We start from the raw sequence: 712 nt of genomic DNA, 5'->3' as shown, positions 1-712 counted from the left end.
CGTCCGCGAAACGGCCACATCCAACACCGGGATGCGACCGCTTCGCGGCCGACGCCAGCCACCACCTGGACCTCGCCTCGCTCCCACGTGATCCACCAGCTAGGCCCTAGGCGGGGGTTTCAGCGCCGCGTCAGTCCCGCTCCAGGTGCCCCTGCGATCGTCGGTTCAGGAGCGGGGGCCGGGTTCGGCATGGCCGCCACACGACGGAAGGGCATCTGATGTACCGCAAAATCGGCAGCGTGGCCTCGGTGGCGTTCGCCCTGGTTCTCGCCGCGCCTGCGGTGGCCGCGGTCGCCGCCTCGGACACGTTCACGATCGACATCAGCCGGACCGTGGTCACGGTGCCGGCCGGTGGACAGGGATCGACGGTGATCAGGTTCACCGAGCCGCCCAAGCTCGAGGACACCCGGGTCGACCTGAGCGTGACCGGCCTGCCTGCCGGCGTCACCGCCAACTTCTTCCCGCCCAAGCCGTGCCTGTGCGGCAGCTCGATCCTGGCCCTGCAGACCTCGGCGTCCACCCCGGTCGGAGCGACGACGCTCACCGTCACCGCGGTCACCCGGAGCACCGACCCGATCACCGTCTCCGCCCCGCTCACCCTGAGCGTCACCGGCTAACGGGGCTTCGCCCCAGCCCGACGAGGCATGTTGGTGGTTGAGGCGGTCGCTCGTTTGAGGGACTCCGGTCGGCGGGATCTAGACCCGTGTCCGGC

The 712-nt window shown here is 70.4% G+C and carries 1 protein-coding gene; it reads left to right on the top strand.

The genetic code is table 11. The features are described 5' to 3' along the window. The first annotated feature begins 218 nt into the window (after nucleotides 1-218). Entirely contained in the window at nucleotides 219-617 is a 399-nt protein-coding gene (locus tag IH26_RS0152575; RefSeq protein WP_030443823.1) for a hypothetical protein, read from the top strand. The last annotated feature ends 95 nt before the right edge of the window (nucleotides 618-712 follow it).

Origin of the sequence: Actinoplanes subtropicus, from assembly GCF_000721705.1 — a bacterium.
In the GTDB taxonomy this organism is placed as follows: Bacteria; Actinomycetota; Actinomycetes; order Mycobacteriales; family Micromonosporaceae; genus Actinoplanes; species Actinoplanes subtropicus.
Note: the sequence above shows the minus strand (reverse complement) of the source record. Positions and strands in the feature narration are given on the sequence as shown.